This is a genomic window from Georgenia subflava (assembly GCF_009193155.1).
GTDB lineage: Bacteria > Actinomycetota > Actinomycetes > Actinomycetales > Actinomycetaceae > Georgenia > Georgenia subflava.
The window spans coordinates 508,097-523,991 of the sequence record NZ_VUKD01000004.1; the positions used below are offsets into that span (position 1 = coordinate 508,097).

Here is a 15,895-nt window from a genome sequence, read left to right on the forward strand (position 1 = left end):
CTGCGCGCCTCCGCCAGCCGGCGCGTCGACCCATGACCAATGGCAGGTCCGTCGGACCCGGTGCGCTCGTACAGTTCAGGCATGGCGAGTCGCGCGCAGGAGCGGCTGAGTGCCGGGGCGGGGCTGGCCGCCGTCCTGGTCGTCGGCCTCTCCGTCCTCCTCTACGGCGTCCCGGTCGGTGACTCCGCGGCCGCCGTCGCGCTGTGGTGGGTCGGGTTCGCCGTCTACGTGCTGACCTTCGCCGCCGACTCGGAGATCTTCGGCCTCCGCACGCCCTGGCCGGACGCCGTCACGGTCGCCGTCCTCACGGTCAGCGGCCTGACGCTCTGGCTGCTCGCCCCGCACCTGGGCTGGACGGCGCTCCTCTTCGTCGTCACCACTGCCGCTGCGGCGTACGTCCTCGTGCCCCGCGTGGTCGGCGCCCTCGTCGTGCTGCAGACGGTGGCGGTCGCGGTCGGTGGGGCGATGGCGGGCCTCACCACCGACAACGTCGTCTTCGCCACGCTCGCCTACCTCGCGTTCCAGGTCTTCGCCGCCCTGGTCGTGGTCGGCACCCGGCGCGAGGCGGAGGCCCGCGCCGCGCTCGCCGTCGCCCATGCCGACCTACGCGCGGCGACGGCCCTGCTGGCCACGTCCAGCCGCAACGACGAGCGGGTACGGATCGCCCGCGACCTGCACGACGTGGTCGGCCACCAGCTCACCGCGCTGGCCCTCGAGCTGGAGGTCGCCGCCCACCGCGCGACCGGCGACGGCGCGGAGCACGTCGCCCGGGCACGCGGGATCGCGAAGGACCTGCTCGCCGACGTGCGCGCGACCGTCGGGGAGCTGCGCGACGCCCCCGCCGGCCTGGAACCAACGCTGCGCGGCATCGTCGAGCACGTCCCGGGTCTCGCCGTCGAGCTCGAGGTCGACGAGCGGCGGCCGCTCGACGACGCCGCCACGATCGCCGTCGTGCGCTGCGTCCAGGAGATCGTCACCAACACCGTCCGGCACGCCGGTGCCGCGCACCTGCAGGTGGCCGTGGTCTCCGACGACGACGGCCTGCGGCTACGGGCGCACGACGACGGCGTCGGCGTGCGCGCCGTCGAGCCCGGCAACGGTCTGACCGGCATGGCGGAGCGGTTCGAGGAGCTCGGCGGCGAGCTGTCGCTCGACTCCGTCCCCGGCAGGGGCTTCACCGTGAGGGCGCGGGTGCCCGCGCGATGAGGGTGGCCATCGTCGACGACCAGACCCTGGTGCGCCAGGGCATCCGCAGTCTGCTCGCGCTCAGCGACGAGATCGAGGTGGTGGGGGAGGGCGAGGACGGCGACGACGCCCTGCGGCTGCTCGCCGGCAACGATGTCGACGTGCTGCTGCTGGACCTGCGGATGCCGCGCCGGGACGGGATCGCCACTCTCGAGGCGCTCGCCGAGCGGGGGTCGAGCGTGCCGGTGCTGGTGCTGACCACCTTCGACGACGACGAGCTGGTCCTCGGTGCACTGCGGGCCGGCGCCAGGGGGTACCTGCTCAAGGACGTGACGCTCGAGCAGCTGGTCGGTGCGATCCGCACCCTGGCCGGCGGTGGCACGCTGCTCCAGCCTGGGCTGACGGAGCGGCTCTTTCGGGCGGTGTCGCAGAGGCCGGGCACGGTGACGGGGTTCGACCGGCCGGAGCCGCTCACCGCGCGCGAGCTCGATGTGCTGCGGCTCGCGGCGTCCGGGTACTCCAACGGCGAGATCGCCGCCGCCCTGCACCTGGCGCCCGGGACGGTGAAGAACCACCTCTCCAGCGTCTTCCTCAAACTCGGCGTGCGGGACCGCACGCGGGCGGTGCTGCGGGCGCTCGACCTCGGGATCCTCGAGGGGAGCTGACTGCTAGCTCGCTGTGTTGCCAGTTGCTAGCATTGTGCGACATGAGGACTTTATACCTGCGTAACGTGCCGGACGAGGTCCTCGCCCGGCTGGAGTCGCTGGCGAAGCGGGAGCAGATGTCCGTCTCCGCATTCGCGGTCCGCGAGCTCAGCGCCGCCAGTCGACGGGCCGACAACGCCCGTCTGCTCGCAGAGCTTCCGGTCCTCGAGCTGTCGACGACCGACGTGCTCGCAGCGATCGACGAGGGCCGAGCAGGGCGGTGATCGTTCTCGACTCCTCTGCAGCCATCAAGGCGCTCGCCGGTGACGACGACGCGCGGCACGCGATCCGGTCCGCGCCCGTCTTCGCCCCGCACCTCATCGACACGGAGGTCACCAGCGCGCTGCGCGGCCTGGTCCTCGGGCGCAAGATCTCGGCAACCGAGGCGGAAGCCATGATGGACACCTGGCCCCGGCTCGGGGTGGTGCGGTTCGCGGCGCACCCGCTGATGCGGCGGATCTGGGAGCTGCGAGACAACCTCACGGCGTACGACGCCACGTACGTCGCCCTTGCCGAAGAGCTCGGCTGCCTGCTCCTCACGGCGGACGCGCGGATACCCGCAGCGCCCGGGGTGCGTTGCGCGGTCACCGTGCTGCGCGCGTAGGCGTCACGCTCCCGGCGCCGGTGGCCCGAGGCCAGCGGGAGTCCGGACGATCATGCCCGCGCAGTTGGTCGAGCTCGGGCCGCCTCGAGCGTCCGCGCCGTCCGCTCCTACGCTGGTGGCATGGCCCTGGGCAGCGCCACCACGGCAGCCACCGCTGAACCCGTCGAGGGTGGGCGGGGTCCTGGGGTGGCGGATGCCCGGGCATGGCCGCGGCGGGCGCTTCTCGGCGGCCTCCTCGGCAGTCTCACGCTGCCGGTCCTCCTGACCGCCGCGGGGCACGGCGGGCCGGTGCTCGTGGTCGGGTCGTTGGCGTACGTCGTCGGGGCCGCTCTCGTCGCGCTGTGCTGGCCGAGCCGGGCGCTGGGAGCAGCGAACCAGCTCACCCTGGCGCGGCTGGTGTTGACCTCGTGGGTCCTGGCAGCCCTGGCACCGGCCCACCACGACTCCTGGGCCGTGCCCGTCCAGCTCGGCATCGTGGTCGCCGGCGTCACCTGCCTGGTGCTCGACGGGATCGACGGTCGGGTGGCGCGCGCCCGCGGCAGCGCCAGCGCCTTCGGTGCCCGATTCGACGTCGAGGTCGACGCCGCCCTCGTCCTCGTGCTCAGTGCGGCCGTCCCGCTGCTCGGGGTCGCGGGCTGGTGGGTGCTCGGAATCGGTATCGTCCGCTACGCCTACGTGGCGGCCTCGCTGCGCTGGCGGTGGCTGCGCGGCGCGGTGTTCCCGAGCACGGCACGCAAGGTCGTCGGAGTCTGCCAGGTGGTGGCGCTGCTCGTCGCCCTGCTGTGCCCGCTCCTGCCGGAGATGCCCGTCCGCGCGCCGAGCGTGATCCTCGGCCTCGCGCTCGCAGGCCTGTGCTGGTCGTTCGGCCGGGATGCCCGGTGGCAGCACGCCCGGAGGTTCTAGCCGCCGCGCCGGCCCGTCACCTCGACGAGGCGGTCGGCGCGCACGGCGTAGATGTCCCCGGAGCGCCCTCCCGGCGGCAGCGAGCGCAGCGCCGCCACGATCTCGCCGGTGTCCAGCCAGCCCGACGTCGTCCAGCGCAGGGTCTCCAGCCGGGAGCGCCGGAACCGGTAGTCCCCGAGCTCGGCCAGGCGCTCCACGCACGCCACGGCGCGCTCGACCACCACCGGGATGTACTCGAAGGACAGCGCCGCGAGCGGTCGGCTCAGGCCGGTGAGGACCGCGAGCTCGAGCCCCTCGACGTCGATCTTGCAGAACCGCGGCTCGCCGTGCCGGGCGATCAGCTCGTCCAGCGTGGTCACCGCTACGGTGACCTCCGCGTCCCAACGGGTCGAGGCGAACCGCCGGTCGGCGGCGACCTCACGCATCCACGACGGTGCGAGCGAGGAGACGGTGGGATGCCGGCTGCTGACGTGGAGGAGAGCCCGCCCCGCCTCCGCCCCGACTGCACAGGCCTCGATCCGCACGCCCCGGTCGCGTCCGTAGAGCCACCTCAGCACCGTCACCAGCTCGGGCTGCGGCTCGACGGCCACCACCTTCGCCCCGATGCGGCGGAAGACCCGGACCCGGTTGCCCGCGTGCGAGCCGACGTCGAACGCGAGATCCCCGGGGTCGACGAACTGCCGGTAGAACGCCACCATCGGTCGCCGTCGCCACACGGTGGCGTAGGACTCCGCCGTGGACCTGGCAAGGCCGGCTAGCCGGACGATGGCCCACGCGCGAGTGCGGCGCCGCTCTGTCACGGGCGCATCGTGGCACAGGCCGGACATGGCTGGACGGTCATCCGAACAGCGGTCAAGCACCCTGAGCTGAACCTGGGAGTCGGGTCGAGGTGGGCGTGCTAGCGTGCCCGGCTTCGCAACGGGAGGAGTTCGATCATGCTCAAGAAGACCTTGCTGGGTGTCGGCCTGGCACTCTCGCTCTTCGGCGTCGCTGCCTGTGGGAGCGCCGACCAGGAGGCGAGCCGAGGTGCGACGTCGAGCGCCACGGAGCAGCAGTCCCCCGGCGCAGCGGGGCAGGCGCCGGGCGCGGGGGAGCAGCCCGAGATGCCCGAGCCGGATCTCGCGGGCATCCCCGAGGTCGTGGCCGAGGTGAACGGTGAGCAGATCGGCAAGGAGGACTTCGTCGCGGCCTACGAGGGGCAGTTCCAGCAGATGGCCATGCAGGCTCAGATGGCTGGTGAGGACCTCGACCAGGATCAGCTCAAGAAGCAGACAGCCGAAAACCTCGTGGGCACCGAGCTGCTCGTCCAGGAGGCCGACCGGCGTGAGCTCACCGCCACGCAGGAGCAGATGGACAGCACGCTCGACGAGCTGGCGCAGCAGAACGGTCTGGGCTCGGCCGAGGAGTTCCTCAACGCCCTCGGGGAGCAAGGTATGCCCGAGGACGAGGTCAGGGCCCAGCTGGAGATGCAGGTCAAGCTCGACCAGCTGGTCGCCGAAGAGGCCGGCGACACGGCTCCCACCGAGGACGAGCTACGCGCGCTGTACGACCAGATGGTGGGTCAGCAGGAGCAGCTGGCTCCGGAAGGCGGCGAGGGTGCAGAGACGCCACCGTTCGAGGAGATGAGGCCGCAGCTCGAGCAGCAGCTGCGGTCGCAGAAGGAGGGCGAGGCCGCGCAGGCCTTGGTCGGTGAGCTTCGCGAGGGTGCAGACGTCACCATCCACGTGTGACGCAGGCCGTCGTGTGACGCAGGCCGTCCCCGCTACCTGAGGGGTGATGGATCAGCCGACCCGCCGCTACTGCAGCAGCGTCCGGTCGTCCAGGGCCGCGCCCTTGATCTTCTCGAACGCGCCGAGCAGGTCGGCGACGGTCGCGCGCTTCTTGCGCTCGGCGTCGAGGTCCAGGACGACTTGTCCCTCGTGCATCATGATCAGCCGGCTCCCGAGCCGCAGCGCCTGCTCCATGTTGTGGGTGACCATCAGCGTGGACAGGTGGTGCCGCTCCACGAGCTCCGCGGTCAGCCGGGAGACGAGCTCAGCGCGCTGCGGGTCAAGGGCGGCGGTGTGCTCGTCGAGCAGGAGGATGTCCGGCTCGCTGAAGGTGGCCATGAGCAGCGACAGCGCCTGCCGCTGCCCGCCCGAGAGCATGCCGACCTTGGCGCCCAGCCGGTTCTCCAGGCCGAGCTCGAGGGTGGCCAGCTCCTCGCGGAATCTCGCGCGCTTGGCGTTGGTGACGCCGCGCCGCAGACCACGGAACCGGCCCCGCTCGAGCGCGATCGCCAGGTTCTCCTCGATCGTCATGTGCGGGGCGGTGCCGGCCATCGGGTCCTGGAAGACACGGCCGAGATACTTGGCCCGCTGATGGTCGGCGAGACGGGTGACGTCCTTGTCGTCGATGCGCACCGTGCCGGTGTCCGGGCGCAGCTTGCCCGACGTGATGTTGAGCAGCGTGGACTTGCCGGCACCGTTGGAACCGATGACGGTGACGAACTCGCCGGCGCCCAGGCGGACCGAGATGTCGTGCAGCGCGACGCGCTCGTTCACCGTGTTCGTGAAGAACGTCTTGGACACGCCATCGATCTGCAGCATCAGCCCTCCACCGCCGCAGGCTCACGGGTGGTGCCCGAGGTCCGCACGCCCCGGACCCGGCGGAACCGGCGCAGCACCGACCAGCGGGGGAGCACCAGCGCGGCGACGACGAGGACGGCCGAGATCAGCTTCATGTCGTTGGGGTCCAGATCGGCGTACAGCGCGAGCTGGATGAAGCCGCGGTAGGCGACCGAGCCCAGCACTGCAGCCAGCGCCGCCACGAAGATGGTGCGCTGACCGAGGATCGCCTGGCCGATGATGACCGAGGCGAGCCCGGCGACGATCAGGCCGATGCCCATGCCGATGTCCGCGAACCCCTGGTACTGGGTGATCAGCGCCCCGCAGCCGGCGACGAGCCCGTTCGACAGCGCCAGGCCGAGAACCTTCATCCGGTTCGTCGAGACGCCGAACGAGCGAATCATCTCGCCGTTGTCGCCGGTGGCCTGCAGCGCGAGGCCCATGTCGGTGTGCAGGAAACACACGAGCAGCGCCAGGACGACGACGACGACGGCCGCGAAGATGCCGATCGAGGTCGCCGTGCCCATGAGGTCGTTCTCCCGCAGCGGCGTCATGAGGGTGTCCTCGCGCAGCAGCGGGAGGTTCGCCTTGCCCATGATGCGCAGGTTGACCGAGTACAGGGCGATCTGCGTGAGGATGCCGGCGAGCAGGCCGTTGATGCCGCCCTTGGTGTGCAGGAGCCCGGTGATGACGCCGGCGGCCAACCCGGCGGCGACGGCCGCGGCCGTCGCCACCAGGGGGTCGGTGCCGGAGATGATCAGCGCCGCCGCGGTCGCGCCCCCGGTGGTGAAGGAGCCGTCCACCGTCAGGTCCGGGAAGTCCAGGATCCGGAACGTCAGGTAGACCCCCAGCGCCATGACGGCGTAGAGGATGCCCAGCTCGAGCGCGACGGTCATGACGGTGCTACTCGATGACCGTGTCTGCGCTGTCGATGAGGTCCGCGGGGATCTCGACGCCCATGCGCTCGGCTGCGGCGGGGTTCACAACCAGGCTGAGCTCCTGGATCGTCTGGATCGGCATGGTGGCCGGGTCCGTGCCCTCCTGCAGGATCTCCACGGCCATCAGGCCAGTCTGGTAGCCGAGCTTCTCGTAGTCGATGCCCCACGTCGCGACGCCGCCGCGGGCCACGGAGTCGCCCTCGCCCACGATCAGCGGGATCTGCTTGTCCTCGGCGACGGCGATGACGGACTCCAGCGCGGAGACAACGATGTTGTCGGTCGGGACGTAGAGGGCGTCGACGTCAAGGGACTGCGCGGCCTGCTGCACCTCGCCCGAGGCGGTGACGGTGGCCAGCTCGAGCTCGATCCCGAGCTCGTCCGCGGCCTCCTGGGCGATCTCCACCTGCACCTCGGAGTTGACCTCGCCGGAGCTGTAGACCACGCCGACGGTCTGCGCGTCGGGCGCGATCTGGGTGAGGAGCTCGAGCTGGTCGGCCACCGGGTTGAGGTCGGAGGTTCCCGTCAGGTTGCCGCCCGGCTCCTCCCAGCTGTCCACCAGGCCCGCCTCGGCCGGCTCGGTGACCGCCGTGATGAGGATCGGGACGTCGGTGATGGACTGGGCGGCCGCCTGCGCCGTGGGGGTGGCGATCGCGAGGACCAGGTCGACGCCGTCGGTCGCGAACTTCGTCGCGATGGACGTGGCGGTGCTCTGGTCACCCTGTGCGTTCTGCTCGTCGTAGGTGACGTTCTCGCCCTCGGTGTACCCGTTCTCCTCCAGCGCCCGCTTGAAGCCGTCCCGGGCGGCGTCCAGGGACGGGTGCGAGACGATCTGCGAGATGCCGATGGTGACCGGCTCGGCGGCGCCGCCGGCCGCGCCGGCGGTGTCGCCGTCGCCCGCGGTGTCGTTGCCGCCGCCGCAGGCGGCGAGGAGGAGGGCGAGCCCTGCGGCCGCGGTCAGGATCTTCGTTCGCTTCATGGGGAGGGACCCCTCCGGGGATCCGGGGCGGGGGCGGCCGGGTGCCGCCCGACGCTGCGCAACGTACGCAGTCTGTCTGCGCTTCGGTCGTTCGATCTTACGATGTGGTCAGCACAGAGCAGCCACCTCCTGGGTGACGGGCCCGATCCGCGCGCTGTTCTCCGCAAAGGGCGGAGGGGCTCGCGACGACCCTTGGACCGGGTCGACGATCGTCTGGACCGGGTCAACGATCGTCGCGCAGCCGAGCACCGGCAGGGGTGGTCTCCCTGGTGTACGCAGTGAGCAGGACCGACACGCGCCTTAGCCGGTTGGTGGCGCGGACGGCGACCTCTGCGCGTACGGGTAAGGCACCTTAGGGCGGTGCGACGCGGCCAGAACTGGGCGAACTCCCGATGTTCTCGCGGCCGCGAACGAGCAGGCTCGAGTCATGAGCTACTACAGCGACACCACCCACCACGTCCTGCACCAGATCCACGAGAGCGAGCTCGCCCGGCGTACCGGCGAGATCCGGATGCTCGCCGAGCTGCGCGGCACCGACCGCAGGTCCCGCCGTCGCGCACGCTCCGCCAGGGAGAACCTCGCGTGACCCGGTGACGTCACCGGCGCGTGTCCCGGTGAGGTCACTGGTGCGTGCCCGGTGAGGTCACCGGTGCGTGCCCGGTGAGGCCACCGGTGCGTGCCCGGTGAGGCCACCGGTGCGTGTCCCGGTGACGTCACCCCTGCGTGGCACGATGGCAGATGTGACGCAGAGACAGCCCGCGCTCGTCGTCGGGCGGTCGGCGGAGCTCCACGAGCTGGCCGAGACCTGGACCGCCGCCCTTCGCGACGGCGCCCGGGTAACCCTCGTCGGCGGCTCCGCCGGCATGGGCAAGACGACGCTGGTCAACGCCTTCGCCGGCTCGATGGCCGACGACGCCGAGGTTCTCGTGGGCCAGTGCGTGGCCTTCGGCGGGGAGGGGATGCCCTACGCCGCCGTCGCCCAGATCCTGCGCGAGCTGGTGCGCAGCCGCGGCCAGGACCAGGTGATCGCCTGGGCCGGCGCCGGCTGGGAGTCCCTGGGCGCCGTCCTGCCGGGGATCGGCTCCTCGCCCGGACCCTCCAACGTCGAGCGGCTGCGCCTGTACGAGGCGGTCACGCTCGTGCTGGAGGAGGCCGCCCGGGAGCTGCCGCTGCTCCTCGTGATCGAGGACCTGCACTGGGGCGACCCCTCCACCTGGCACCTGCTGCGCTTTCTCGCCGCCGCGCTGACCGACGCCCCGCTGATGGTCCTCACGACCTACCGCGACGACGAGCTCCACCGCCGTCACCCGCTGCGGGCCGTCCTCGCCGAGCTGGTGCGGCAGCGGGGGACGAGCCGGCTCTCCCTCGGGCCGCTCGACGACGGAAGCACCTCCGAGCTGGTCACGGCGGTCACCGGCGAGCCGCCCTCGTCGGCCGTGACGGCCACGGTGTACCGACGCAGCGAGGGTGTGCCGTACTTCGCGGAGGAGCTGGCCCGCGCGGCCGCGGAGGGCGTGGACATGCCCTGGACGCTGCGCGACGCGCTGCTCGCCCGCGTGCGCCAGCTGAGCGAGGCGACCCAGCAGCTGCTGCGGACCGCCTCGGCGGCCGGCACCCAGTTCGACCACGACCTGCTCGCCGCCGTCGTCGACACCGCCCCGGAGTCCTTGGACGCCGCGCTGCGCGAGGCCGTCGACGCAGCCATCCTGGTCCCGGACGACACCGGCTACCGCTTCCGGCACGCCCTGCTGTACGAGGCGGTGCACGACGAGCTGCTGCCCGGAGAGCACACCCGCGTCCACGGGCGGTTCGCCGACGTCCTCGGTCAGCGGCCCGAGCTCTCGGCCGCACGGGGCCACGACCTGATCCACCATCTCTTCGCCGCCCATCGCATGGACGAGGCGTTCCGTGCCGCCCTCGGCAAGGCGTCCGACCGGTCGGTGGCGCACCACGTGGCGCTGTCGCTGTACGAGCGCGCGCTGGAGGTCTGGGACCTCGTCGAGGAGCCGGAGTCGGTGCTCGGGGACCATCCGGTCGTGCTGCAGATGGCCGCCGGCGCCGCCGTCTGGGCCGGCGAGCCCGAGCGGGCGCTCGCGCTCATCGAGGCCTCGCTGCGCGAGACGCCTAGCGACGGCGACCCGGAGCTGCTGGCCAAGCGCCTCATCATCAAGGCCCGTGCCCTCGGCCCGCTGATGCGCCCAGGGGCCCTCGAGGCGCTGGAGGAGGCGGTCGCGCTGACGTCCTCCGAGGAACCGACCCTGGTGCGGGCCTTGGCGCTGGACTTCCTCGGCTCGCAACTGATGCTGGCCGGTCGCTTCGCAGACTCCAAGGTCGTCGCCGAGGAGGCCATCGAGGTGGCGACGGCGACCGGTGGCGCGGCGTACCGCGGCAGCGCCCGCAACACGCGGGCCATCGCGCTGTGCGCGCTCGGCGAGGAGGAGCAGGGGCTGGCCGAGATGGCCGCCGCCCGGGAGGACTCCGAGGCCCGACCGCGCACCGCCTCGCGCTTCTGGGTCAACTGGTCGAACCAGCTGATGCTCGCCGGCAGGTACCAGCAGGCCAAGGACGCGGCGCTCGAGGGCGTCGAGCTTGCCCGCGCCAAGGGGCTCGAGCGCTCGAGCGGGGCGATGCTCCTGGGCAACGCGGCGGACCCCATGATCGCCCTCGGTGAGCTCGCGGAGGCCGGGCGGCTTGTCGACCGGGCGCTGGACCTGGCGCCGCCGCGCAACCACATGATCCAGCTCCGGACCCTGCAGGCGGTGCTGGCCCTGTGGGGCGACCGGCCCGAGGAGGCGGAGCGGATCCTCGTCGACTTCACCGCCGCGCTGGAGGGGCGGACCGAGCAGGTGCAGTTCCAGAGCGAGCTGGCGATCGCCTACGGCTGGCTCAAGCTGCTCGGTCCCGAGCCCGATCCCGCGGCGGCGTGGACGGCGGCGCAGCGCGTGCTCCGCGGGCCGCTGCCGCACAGCCCGAGCCGGTCCTGGCAGCTGGGGTTCCTGGCGGCGTCGGCACTCGGGGCGGGGGCGGGCACGCGAACCGACCGAGACCTGCTGGCAGAGCAGCTCGCCGGACTGGCGCCCTGCCTGAACCGGCCCGTCTGGGAGGCGATGGTGGTCGCCGAGCTCACGGACGACGTCGAGACCTGGCGCGCGACCGTCGACAGCCCCACCGTCGCGGCCGGGCCCGCCGTGCTCCTTCCGTATGCGGGCATCCGGCTCGGCCGGGCCCTGATCGAGCAGCAGGACCGGGCGGCGGCGCAGCCGGTGCTCGCCCGGGCCGCGGAGCGAGCCGCACGGATCGGTGCCCGGCTGCTCGTCCGCCGCGCCGAGGACCTGCAGCACCGCGCCGGGCTCGGTGCGCCACGCCGCCGGTCGGCCGACCCCACCGCGCTCACGGTCCGGGAGCGCGAGGTGCTCGCCCTCGTGGCCGCCGGGCACTCGAACGGCGAGATCGCCGCGAAGCTGTTCATCAGCACGAAGACCGCCAGCGTGCACGTGTCCAACATCCTGGCGAAGCTCGGGGTCGCCAGCCGGGGCGCCGCTGCCGCCCGGGCCCACGAGGAGCCCGAGCTGGTCGGCGGTGGCGCCGGCGGCCGGTCCGCCGGCACTGCCTGAGCGACACCGCACGGCCGGTTGCGCGGGTCGGCTCTCGGCTGGGAAGGGCGGAAACGTCAGCGGTGAGGATTCGGTGCGGAATCCGCACCGTTCTCTCACCACAACGAGCGGGGAGGTCGCGGTCGGTCGGAGACCCGGGTCCGGTCTGGGCCGAGCTGCAGTGCCTGATCTCGGCTGACGGCGGCGGACGACCGGGCGGGATCGGGAGCGATACGGCCCGATGTCCGCTCACCGGCTCTCTGGCGCCGTCGCTGTCGCCCCCGCCGTCGCCGTGGACAGTGTTCTCGATGTGGTCGTGCCGCTACGGTGCTGCTGCGGGCTGACGCCCCGGACCCGCTTGAACGCCGCGCTCAGGGCGAACGGGCTCGAGTAGCCGACCTGGCTCGCGACGGAGGCCACCGTCATCGCCGGGTCGGTCAGGAGGTCCGCGGCGAGGTCGAGGCGCCAGGTGGTCAGGAACGCCATCGGTGGCTGACCGGCCAGCTCCACGAATCGTCGGGCGAACGCCGCGCGGGAGACCCCGGTCTCGGCGGCGAGGTTCGCCACGGTCCACGGTCGGGCGGGGGCGTTCTGCATGAGTCGCAGCGCCCGGCCGACGACTGGGTCGCTGGTGGCGCGATACCAACCGGGCTCATCGGCCCGGTGGTCGAACCAGGCACGCAGCGCGGCGACGAGGAGCAGGTCGAGGAGGCGGTCGAGCACCGCCTCCTGCCCGGGGCGGTCCAGCATCGCCTCACGGGCGATCAGGGTGACGAGAGGCTGGTCCCACTCGTCCGCGCGGAGCGTCAGCAGGGGCGGCAGCGCGGCGACGAGGTGACGACCGAGCTCGTGGTGCTGCTGGTAGGTGCCGGTGAGCATCACGACGGGCCCGGAGGGATCGTTGCCCCACGTGCGCACACCCAGGGCCGCGATGTCCGTGAGCTCCTCGCCGTCCACCGTCGTGCACCGCTGGCCCGGGTGGATGACAGCCTGCGGGCTCGTGGCAGGACTGTCGGCGATCGTGTAGGCGTCCGGGCCGCGCAGCACGGCGACGTCTCCGGGATGCAGCACGACGGCTGGGCCGGAGTCGGGCTGCAGGTGCGCGGTGCCGTCCACCATCGCCACGACGGTGAGCGGTGCTCGGTCCTGGATCCGGAGCGACCACGGTGGCCGCATGACAGAGCGCAGCACGAACGCACCTCGGGCGTGCGGGCCGTCCAGCATGCCAACGACGGAGTCCACGACACCCAACGTAGACGATCGCGTATGTATCCGAGCGTCTCAACCATGGAGCGTCTCGCCCGGCACCGCTGGAATGGTCACATGGACACCACCACAGACTCCTTACCCACGCTGGTCCTCGGCGGGACGGGCCACACCGGTCGCCGCGTCATGGACCGCCTCACCGCGCGCGGCGTGCCCGCTCGGGTCGGTTCCCGCTCAGGCGAGCCGCCGTTCGACTGGAATGACAGCAGGACCTGGGATCCGGTGCTCGACGGCGTCAGGGCGGTCTACCTCTGCTGTCACCCAGATCTCGCGGTGCCAGGTGCCGCGGCGACCGTCGCTGCTGTGGCCGCCGCCGCCGTGTCGGCAGGAGCCGAGCGTCTGGTGCTGCTCTCTGGCCGCGGGGAGGCCGAGGCCGAGCACGCCGAGACCCTCGTCCGGCAGGCCGGTGCGGGAGCCGCCGTCACGGTGGTGCGGGCCAGCTGGTTCGCGCAGAACTTCAGCGAGAGCTTCCTCCTCGACGCAGTCCTGGCCGGCGAGCTGGCTCTGCCGGTCGGGAACGTGCGCGAGCCGTTCGTGGACATCGAGGACATCGCGGACGTCGTCGTGGCGGCCCTGACCGAGGACGGACATGCGGGGGAGCTCTACGACGTCACGGGTCCCCGGCTGCTCAGCTTCGCCGATGCGGCCGACGAGATCGCGCAGGCGGCCGGAATCGAGGTGCGTGCTCGCACCGTCCCGCTCGAGGAGTACGTGGCCGGGGCGACCGCCGCAGGCGCCTCGGTCGAGGAGACCGAGCTGATGGCTTACCTGTTCACCGAGGTGCTCGACGGACGCAACGAGAGCGTGACCGACGGGGTCGAGCAGGCACTGGGGCGCCCGGCCACCGACTTCGCCGTCTTCGCCGCACGGGCCGCGGCCGAGGGAACGTGGACGCGGCGAGCGGCGGTCGTGCGATGACCGGGGAGAGCGTGCTCGTCGCAGCGACGGCGATCGGGAGCGCGACGGTCGGCGGGGTGTTCTTCGCCTTCGACGCCTTCGTCCTGCACGGGCTCGCCGCGCTGCCGGCGGGCCGAGGCGCGGAGGCCATGCGCTCGGTCAACGTCTCGGCCGTGCGGCCCGGCCTCATGATCGCGCTGTTCGGCACGGCGGCGCTGTCCGCCGGAGTCGTCGTCCTCGCCGCACGGTCGGACGACGGCGTCCGGGCAGCACTCCTCGCCGGCGGCGCCGGTGCGTACCTCCTCGGCACGGTGGGAACGACGATCGTGCGCGACGTGCCGCTCAACGACGCCCTGGGCGCGCAGCGTGACGCGAGCGTGTGGGCGGACTACGTCAGCCGGTGGGGGCGGGCCAACCGCGTACGCACGGTTGCTGCGCTGGTCGCGGCCACAGCGCTCACCGCCGCTCTCGGCCGGTGAACGGCCTTGCGCACCGGCCGGGACTACGGCGTCGGAGACGCGCTCGACGCGGCGCCCCGGGATGTGGTCGTGCTCAGGCGCCGGCCAGGGAGCGCACAGTCTCGACCGTGTCGGCCTCGGCCGCCGACTTGTCGTCCCGGTAGCGCAGCACCCGGGCGAAGCGCAGCGCCATCCCGCCCGGGTAGCGGGTGGAGCGCTGGATGCCGCCGAACGCGATCTCGACCACCTGCTCGGGGCGGACGTGGACGACGTGCCCCTCTCGCCCGGTCTCGAGCTCGAGGAACCGGTCGGTCTGCCAGGTGAGCATCTCGTCGGTCATACCCTTGAACGTCTTGCCCAGCATGACGAAGCCGTCGCCGTCGCGGGCGCCGAGGTGGATGTTCGACAGCAGGCCCTGCCGGCGGCCGCTGCCCCACTCGACCGCGAGGACCACCAGGTCGAGGGTGTGGCGCGGCTTGACCTTGACCCACGCCGAGCCGCGCCGGCCGGCGTCGTAGGGGCTCTCCAGGTTCTTCAGCACGAGGCCCTCGTGGCCTGCGGCAAGCATCTCGGCGAAGAAGGTCTGCACCTCGGCCGGGTCCGCCGTGATCCGGCGGGGCACCAGCGACGCCATGGGTACGACCCCCTCGAGCGCGGCGAACCGGTCGGTGGCGGGGGAGTCGATCAGATCCCGTCCGTCGAGGTGCAGGAGGTCGAAGAAGTACGCCGTCAGCGGCACCGCCTCGCGCAGTGACGCACCGTCGCGGCTCATGGTGCGCGACCCCGTCTCCTGGAAGGGGCGCGGGCGTCCGTCCGGCCCGAGCGCGATCGCCTCGCCGTCGAGCACCAGATCGTCCGGCCCGAGCGTGCGGACCGTCTCGACGACCTCGGGCACCCGGCCGGTGATGTCGTCCAGCGATCTGGTGAACACGGTGACGTCGTCGCCGGAGCGGTGCACCTGGATGCGGATCCCGTCGATCTTGCCGTCCGCGGCAACGTGAGAGCCGACCTTCTCCAGGGCGGCGTCGACGTCCGGGGCCGTCGCGGCGAGCATCGGGCGGACGGGGCGGCCGACCTCCAGGCGGAAGTGCTCCAGCGCCTCGACACCTCCGGTCAGCGCCGCGCGGGCGATGGGGCCGGTCAGGGCGCTGAACATCGCTGCCCGGCGCACGGCCTTGACCGGCACCTGCGCGGCCTCGGCGATCGCGTCGAGCAGGAGCGAGTCGAGCGCGCCCTGCCGTAGCTCGCCGAGGATGAGGGCGCGCAGGAAGTGCTGCTCGTCGGTCGTTGCGGCGCCGAAGAGTGCTGCGACGGCAGACGCGCGCGCCGCCTGCGAGCCGGAACCGGCGAGCGTCCCGAGCTCCTCGAGGGCGGCGTCGACCGCCGTCGGTGTCAGGACCGGCGACGGGGCGGCTTGCGGAAGCTGGGCGAGACTGCGCCAGCCCACACCCGTCCTGCGCTGACGTGGCCGTCCGGAGAGGTAGGAGGCGACGACCTCGACCTCCTCGGATCCCGTGTCTGCCTCCGCGGGTCGGTCCGCATCTTCCGTCGGGGCGCCCGCCGCATCCGTCGGGCTGGCTCCCGCCTCCGTGGGGCCGCCGCCCGCAGCAGCGCGGAGGGCGTCGGCGAGGAGGGCGCGCTTGGTCAGGCGCGAGCGGGTGGCCGCCACGGCGGCGGAGGTCGCGACGACGTCGGCGAGGAGCACGGCACGATTGTGCAGGCGTCACCGGGCGGGCGCCTCAGGAGTGGTGACGCTCCGGCACCT

16 protein-coding genes are annotated in these 15,895 nt (G+C 72.6%); 10 read left to right on the forward strand and 6 right to left on the reverse strand.

The genetic code is table 11. The annotated features are described in order from the left end of the window. Positions 1-81 precede the first annotated feature (81 nt). The 5 genes from GD748_RS15695 (at position 82) to GD748_RS15715 (ending at position 3,396) form a co-directional block, all read left to right on the forward strand. Positions 82-1,206 (forward strand): sensor histidine kinase, encoded by a 1,125-nt coding sequence (locus GD748_RS15695; RefSeq protein WP_152196142.1) that lies wholly within the window; start codon positions 82-84, stop codon positions 1,204-1,206. After that, positions 1,203-1,850, forward strand: coding sequence for a response regulator (locus tag GD748_RS15700; protein ID WP_152196143.1), 648 nt, complete (start codon positions 1,203-1,205; stop codon positions 1,848-1,850). Before GD748_RS15695 ends, GD748_RS15700 begins: the two co-directional genes overlap by 4 nt. A 41-nt stretch (positions 1,851-1,891) precedes the next feature. Next, entirely contained in the window at positions 1,892-2,113 is a 222-nt protein-coding gene (locus tag GD748_RS15705; protein ID WP_152196144.1) for an antitoxin, read from the forward strand. After that, positions 2,110-2,493, forward strand: coding sequence for a type II toxin-antitoxin system VapC family toxin (locus tag GD748_RS15710; protein WP_152196145.1), 384 nt, complete (start codon positions 2,110-2,112; stop codon positions 2,491-2,493). Before GD748_RS15705 ends, GD748_RS15710 begins: the two co-directional genes overlap by 4 nt. 120 nt (positions 2,494-2,613) lie before the next feature. Then, entirely contained in the window at positions 2,614-3,396 is a 783-nt protein-coding gene (locus GD748_RS15715; RefSeq protein ID WP_152196146.1) for a CDP-alcohol phosphatidyltransferase family protein, read from the forward strand. On the opposite strand, the gene GD748_RS15720 is transcribed toward GD748_RS15715, so the two are convergent. After that, positions 3,393-4,196 carry an FkbM family methyltransferase gene (locus GD748_RS15720; protein ID WP_226921445.1) on the reverse strand — a complete coding sequence of 268 codons (804 nt, stop codon included), beginning with the start codon at positions 4,194-4,196 and terminating at the stop codon, positions 3,393-3,395. The two genes, GD748_RS15715 and GD748_RS15720, sit on opposite strands and share 4 nt — an antisense overlap. Positions 4,197-4,331: 135 nt before the next feature. Here GD748_RS15720 and GD748_RS15725 point away from each other — a divergent pair, with 135 nt between their 5' ends. Then, on the forward strand, positions 4,332-5,126 hold the full coding sequence (locus GD748_RS15725; protein ID WP_152196148.1) for a SurA N-terminal domain-containing protein: 795 nt from the start codon (positions 4,332-4,334) through the stop codon (positions 5,124-5,126). A gap of 66 nt (positions 5,127-5,192) precedes the next feature. Here GD748_RS15725 and GD748_RS15730 read toward each other — a convergent pair whose 3' ends face one another. The 3 genes from GD748_RS15730 to GD748_RS15740 are packed head-to-tail and all read right to left on the reverse strand — an operon-like array spanning position 5,193 to position 7,916. Next, positions 5,193-5,984 (reverse strand): ABC transporter ATP-binding protein, encoded by a 792-nt coding sequence (locus GD748_RS15730; RefSeq protein ID WP_152196149.1) that lies wholly within the window; start codon positions 5,982-5,984, stop codon positions 5,193-5,195. Beyond that, a complete protein-coding gene (locus tag GD748_RS15735; RefSeq protein ID WP_152196150.1) occupies positions 5,984-6,898 on the reverse strand; it encodes an ABC transporter permease in 915 nt (304 codons plus the stop codon). The genes GD748_RS15730 and GD748_RS15735 overlap by 1 nt, the downstream gene beginning before the upstream one ends. A gap of 7 nt (positions 6,899-6,905) precedes the next feature. Further along, positions 6,906-7,916, reverse strand: coding sequence for an ABC transporter substrate-binding protein (locus tag GD748_RS15740; protein ID WP_152196151.1), 1,011 nt, complete (start codon positions 7,914-7,916; stop codon positions 6,906-6,908). A gap of 427 nt (positions 7,917-8,343) precedes the next feature. Between GD748_RS15740 and GD748_RS19630 the strand changes: the two genes are divergently transcribed. Both GD748_RS19630 and GD748_RS20225 read left to right on the forward strand, forming a co-directional pair. Then, complete coding sequence (locus GD748_RS19630; protein WP_193312979.1) at positions 8,344-8,502, forward strand: hypothetical protein; 159 nt, start codon at positions 8,344-8,346, stop codon at positions 8,500-8,502. A 154-nt stretch (positions 8,503-8,656) separates the two neighbouring features. Continuing rightward, the gene (locus GD748_RS20225; protein WP_193312980.1) at positions 8,657-11,530 is read left to right on the forward strand and encodes a helix-turn-helix transcriptional regulator; all 2,874 of its coding nucleotides are present in this window, start codon (positions 8,657-8,659) and stop codon (positions 11,528-11,530) included. 228 nt (positions 11,531-11,758) lie between these two features. On the opposite strand, the gene GD748_RS15750 is transcribed toward GD748_RS20225, so the two are convergent. Next, entirely contained in the window at positions 11,759-12,751 is a 993-nt protein-coding gene (locus tag GD748_RS15750) for an AraC family transcriptional regulator (protein WP_152196153.1), read from the reverse strand. Positions 12,752-12,832: 81 nt separating this feature from the next. Here GD748_RS15750 and GD748_RS15755 point away from each other — a divergent pair, with 81 nt between their 5' ends. Both GD748_RS15755 and GD748_RS15760 read left to right on the forward strand, forming a co-directional pair. Then, complete coding sequence (locus GD748_RS15755; RefSeq protein WP_152196154.1) at positions 12,833-13,693, forward strand: Rossmann-fold NAD(P)-binding domain-containing protein; 861 nt, start codon at positions 12,833-12,835, stop codon at positions 13,691-13,693. Then, on the forward strand, positions 13,690-14,151 hold the full coding sequence (locus tag GD748_RS15760) for an anthrone oxygenase family protein (RefSeq protein WP_152196155.1): 462 nt from the start codon (positions 13,690-13,692) through the stop codon (positions 14,149-14,151). Before GD748_RS15755 ends, GD748_RS15760 begins: the two co-directional genes overlap by 4 nt. 73 nt (positions 14,152-14,224) lie before the next feature. Here GD748_RS15760 and GD748_RS15765 read toward each other — a convergent pair whose 3' ends face one another. Further along, complete coding sequence (locus tag GD748_RS15765) at positions 14,225-15,835, reverse strand: ATP-dependent DNA ligase (RefSeq protein WP_152196156.1); 1,611 nt, start codon at positions 15,833-15,835, stop codon at positions 14,225-14,227. Positions 15,836-15,895: the final 60 nt, after the last annotated feature.